Here is a 3,926-nt window from a genome sequence, read left to right as displayed (position 1 = left end):
TCCGCCGTCGCCCGGCCGGCCGCGCCGTCCGCGCCGGCGGTCGGCGCCACCGCCGAGCGCCCCAGCGCCACCGAGGCGCGGCGCGCCTCGCGCACGACCAGCGTCCCGCCCAGCAGGTCGCCGACCCGCTGGTGGCGGCGGCTGAGGGTGACCATCACGATCCCGGGCGCGTAGGCCAGCGGCAGCTCGATGATCCGCAGCAGGTTGCGGATCACGCTCGATCCCGGATCGACCCGGCGGCCGTCGTCGCGGACCACCCGCAGGCCCAGCATCGCCTTGCCGGGCGTGCGGCCGTCGTTCAGCAACTCCCAGGCGACGTCCCAGAAGAACAGCAGCAGGAAGGCCAGGACCGACGCGATCGCGATCGTCCAGTCGTCGCCGATGTCGTCGTCGAGCGCGCCGAGGGCGATCAGGCCGATCACCGCGACGACCAGCTGCAAGGCCACGTCGGCCAGCCCGCTGACGATCCGGGTCCCGGGGCCGGCCAGCTCCAGCTGCAGCTCCACGCCCTCGGGGGTGGTGATCGACAGCCGGTCCTGATAGTCGTCCACGGCGGTGACCCTATCCCGCTTCCTCGACGATCGCGGCTCCTCGTGGGAGGCGCTCGAAGCGCTCCTGCGCCGCGCCGGCTCGCGACCGGAGCGGCTCGGGGCCGACGGCGTGCTGCAGCTGGGAGCGGCCTACCGCAGCGCGGCGGCCGACCTGGCGTATGCCCGCCGGGCCTTCCCGCAGGACCCGGTCGTCGCCCGCCTGGAGCAGCTCGTGCGGCGGGCGCGGGCGCTCGTCTACGCGCGCAGCGGCCCGCGCGCGTCGCTGCGGACCTTCGTCTCGCGCGGGTACTGGCGGCTGGTGCGGGGCTTCGGCGGCTGGCTCGGCCTGAGCGCGGCGGCGTTGCTGCTGCCGGCGCTCGTGGTCGGCGTCTGGGCCGCGCTCGACCCGGCGGTCGCGGCGACGATCGTCCCCGGCGACTTCATCGACGGCGCCGCACCGCCGAGCCTCGATCGCGGGCTCAGCTCCTCGGAGTCGGCGGCCTTCTCCTCGCAGCTGTTCACCAACAACATCCGCGTGACCTTCATGGCGTTCGTCGCCGGGATCGGCTGCGTCCTCCCGGGGGTGCTGCTGCTGGCCTACAACGGGGCGATCCTCGGGGCCGTCCTCGGCGTGGCGGCCGCCAACGGCCACCTCGACACCGTGCTGCGGCTGGTGACCGCCCACGGCGTGCTGGAGCTGAGCTGCATCGTCGTCGCCGGCGCGGCGGGGATGGTCGTCGGCTGGTCGCTGGTCGACCCGGGCGACCGGCCACGGCGGCTGGCCGTCCGCGATCGGGCACGGCCGGCGATCGGGGCGGTGATCGGGACGGCCCCGGTGCTGGTCCTCTGCGGCCTGATCGAGGGCTTCGTCTCGCCCGCCGGGATGCCGGCGGTGGTGGTCGCCGCGATCGGACTCGGCAGCGCCGGGACCTACTGGGCGCTGGTCCGGATCCGGGGCCGCGAACCGGACGCCGGGCGAGCATCGGACGAGGACCGCGCCGGACCGCTCGCGCAGCCGACGTGGGCCTGAGCCCCGGCTACAGCGCCACCCGCCGCTTGGCCCGCAGGTAGGCGCGCACGCAGGTCGCGGCGAGAGCGTCGGGCGGGGCGCTCAGCACTACCGCGCCCGCCGCCCGCAGGCGGAGGGCGACGGCGTCGCGGGCCGCCCGCACGTCGACCGCGACCGCCTGGGCCAGCGCGCCGACCTCGTCCTCGGGCGCGGTCGTGGCCAGCGCCCGCAGCCGCGGCTCCTCGATCGCGGCGACGCAGAGCGCGTGGCGGCGCGCGAGCACCGGCGCGGCGGCCAGCAGCGGCCCCGCGGCAGCCTCGTCCAGTAGGTCGGTGAGCACCAGCACGAAGGCCCGGCGCGAGCCGCCGACCGCCCGGAAGGCTCGCTCGTGGTCGCTGTCGACCGGCCGCGGGTCGAGGTCGTGCAGCGCCCGCACGACCGCGTCGCCACCGGCCCGCCGCGGCGCCAGCCGCCGCCGGATCCGCGCGTCGTAGGCGATCGTCCCGACGTGGTCGTCGAGCGCGTCGGCGGTCGCGGCGACCGCGGCCGCCGCGTCCAGCCAGCGATCGAGCAGCAGCGATCCGTCTCCCGCCCCGGACGGCGCGGCCCCGAGCCGTCCGCTATCGACCAGCAGCACGGCATCGCGGTCGGCCTCGACCCGCCGCTGGTTGCTCATCGGTCGCCCCAGCCGGTCGCTGGCGCGCCAGTTGACCTGGCGGATGTCGTCCTCCGGCGCGTAGTCGCGGACGTGATCGAAGTCGGTGCCGAGACCGAGCGGACCCTGGCGGCGGAGGCCGGTCGTCGCGCGCCCGGAGCGGATCGCGATCGCCAGCCGGTGGGCGGTGCGGTAGTCCGGCAGGACGCGGATCGCGGGGCCCTCGCCGCCCCCGTGGTCCCAGCGTCCCAGGCGCAGCGGCCCGGTCCGGCGGGCGACCGGGGCCGGCAGCCGGTGGTGCCCGCGACGACGCGCCGTCACACGGGCGTCGAGGACGCCGCGGCCCTCGCCGCCCTCCACCGCGACGCTCGGCAGGCCCGCGAGTCGCAGCCGCAGGCCGGGCTCGGGCGGCTCGGGGCGGACGGTCACGGCGACCGGCAGCCCGCGCGGGGCGATCGCCGGCGCGTCGACCCGCAGCCGCGGCGGGTGACGGCGGGCCAGGAGCCCGTCGACCACCGTCGCGACGACGATCGCCAGCGTCAGCAGCAGGCACAGCCAGCCGGGCAGCAGGATCGCCAGCACGCCGCAGGCGGCGACCGCGACGGCGACGCGCGGGGTCGGGCTCACGCGCGGCCTCCGCGAGCGGCTCGGGAGATCGCGATCACGACGAGACGGGCACCGGGACGGCGGTCAGCGCGGCGGCGACCGCGTCGATGTCGCGGGTGCCCTCCAGCTCGGCCTCCGGGCTCAGCACCAGCCGGTGGGCGAGCACCGGCTCGGCCATCTCCCGGACGTCGTCGGGGGTCGCGAAGTCGCGTCCGGCGAGCCGTGCCGCGGCCTGCGCGGCGGCGACCAGGTGGACCCCGGCCCGCGGGCTCGCGCCGAGGGCGACGCTCGGCAGGGCGCGCGTCGCGCGGACGATCGCCACGGCGTAGGCGGCGACGTCGTCGTGGACGTAGGTCTCGGCGACCAGCGCCCGCGCGGCCCGCAGCTGGTCCGGCCCGGCGACCGCGCGGACCTGCTCGAAGGCGGCCGGCCGCAGCCCGTCGCGGCTGGCGCCGACGATCTCGCGCTCGGCGGCCTCGTCGGGGTAGTCGACGCGGATCCGCAGCAGGAAGCGGTCCAGCTGGGCCTCGGGCAGCGGATACGTGCCCTCGTGCTCGACCGGGTTCTGCGTCGCCACCAGCAGGAACGGGTCGGGCAGCTCGTGGCGGACCCCGTCGACGCTGACCGCGCCCTCCTGCATCGCCTCCAGCAGCGCCGACTGGGTCTTCGGCGGCGTGCGGTTGATCTCGTCGGCGATCAGCAGGTTGCAGAAGACCGGTCCGGGCCGGAAGACCAGCTCGCCGCCGCGCAGCGCAACGGTGCCGGTGATGTCCGAGGGCAGCATGTCCGGGGTCAGCTGGATCCGCGACGCGTCGACGTCGAGCGCCCGCGCGAGCGTCGTCGCGGTCAGGGTCTTGGCGACGCCGGGCGGGCCCTCCAGCAGCACGTGGCCGCCGAGCGCCGCGGCGGCGACCAGCAGCTCGACCGTGCGGTCCGCGTCGCGCACGACCCGGCCCACCTCGTCGCGCAGGGCGGTCACGAGCTCGTTCATCGGATGCCTCCAGGGGTCGTTCGCTGTTCGAGGGCCGCCAGGGCACGCCCGGCGGCTCGAGGATCGGTGGCGTCGCCGTCGCCGGCCAGCGCCCGGGCGGCGGCCTCGTCGAGGCCGGCGCGGCGGGCCGCGGCG

The 3,926-nt window shown here is 77.3% G+C and carries 4 protein-coding genes; 1 reads left to right on the top strand and 3 read right to left on the bottom strand.

Annotated elements, in window-relative coordinates; genetic code table 11:
* Positions 1–551: RDD family protein (locus tag PAI11_RS10650; RefSeq protein WP_138974226.1), on the bottom strand; the 551-nt coding region annotated here is incomplete at its 3' end.
* A 4-nt stretch (positions 552–555) separates the two neighbouring features.
* Between PAI11_RS10650 and PAI11_RS10645 the strand changes: the two genes are divergently transcribed.
* A complete protein-coding gene (locus PAI11_RS10645; protein ID WP_007574204.1) occupies positions 556–1,560 on the top strand; it encodes a stage II sporulation protein M in 1,005 nt (334 codons plus the stop codon).
* A gap of 7 nt (positions 1,561–1,567) precedes the next feature.
* Here the strand turns inward: PAI11_RS10645 and PAI11_RS10640 are convergent, their stop codons facing one another.
* Both PAI11_RS10640 and PAI11_RS10635 read right to left on the bottom strand, forming a co-directional pair.
* The gene (locus tag PAI11_RS10640; RefSeq protein WP_007574202.1) at positions 1,568–2,821 is read right to left on the bottom strand and encodes a DUF58 domain-containing protein; all 1,254 of its coding nucleotides are present in this window, start codon (positions 2,819–2,821) and stop codon (positions 1,568–1,570) included.
* A 34-nt stretch (positions 2,822–2,855) separates the two neighbouring features.
* A complete protein-coding gene (locus tag PAI11_RS10635) occupies positions 2,856–3,791 on the bottom strand; it encodes an AAA family ATPase (RefSeq protein WP_007574200.1) in 936 nt (311 codons plus the stop codon).
* Positions 3,792–3,926: the final 135 nt, after the last annotated feature.

Origin of the sequence: Patulibacter medicamentivorans (assembly GCF_000240225.1) — a bacterium.
Classification (GTDB): Bacteria; Actinomycetota; Thermoleophilia; order Solirubrobacterales; family Solirubrobacteraceae; genus Patulibacter; species Patulibacter medicamentivorans.
This window is presented reverse-complemented; position numbering and strand designations above follow the sequence as displayed.

Coding starts and splice junctions, on each gene's coding strand:
- PAI11_RS10635 (WP_007574200.1), bottom strand. CDS start 3,791: ATGAACGAGCTCGTGACCGCCCTGCGCGACGAGGTGGGCCGGGTCGTG.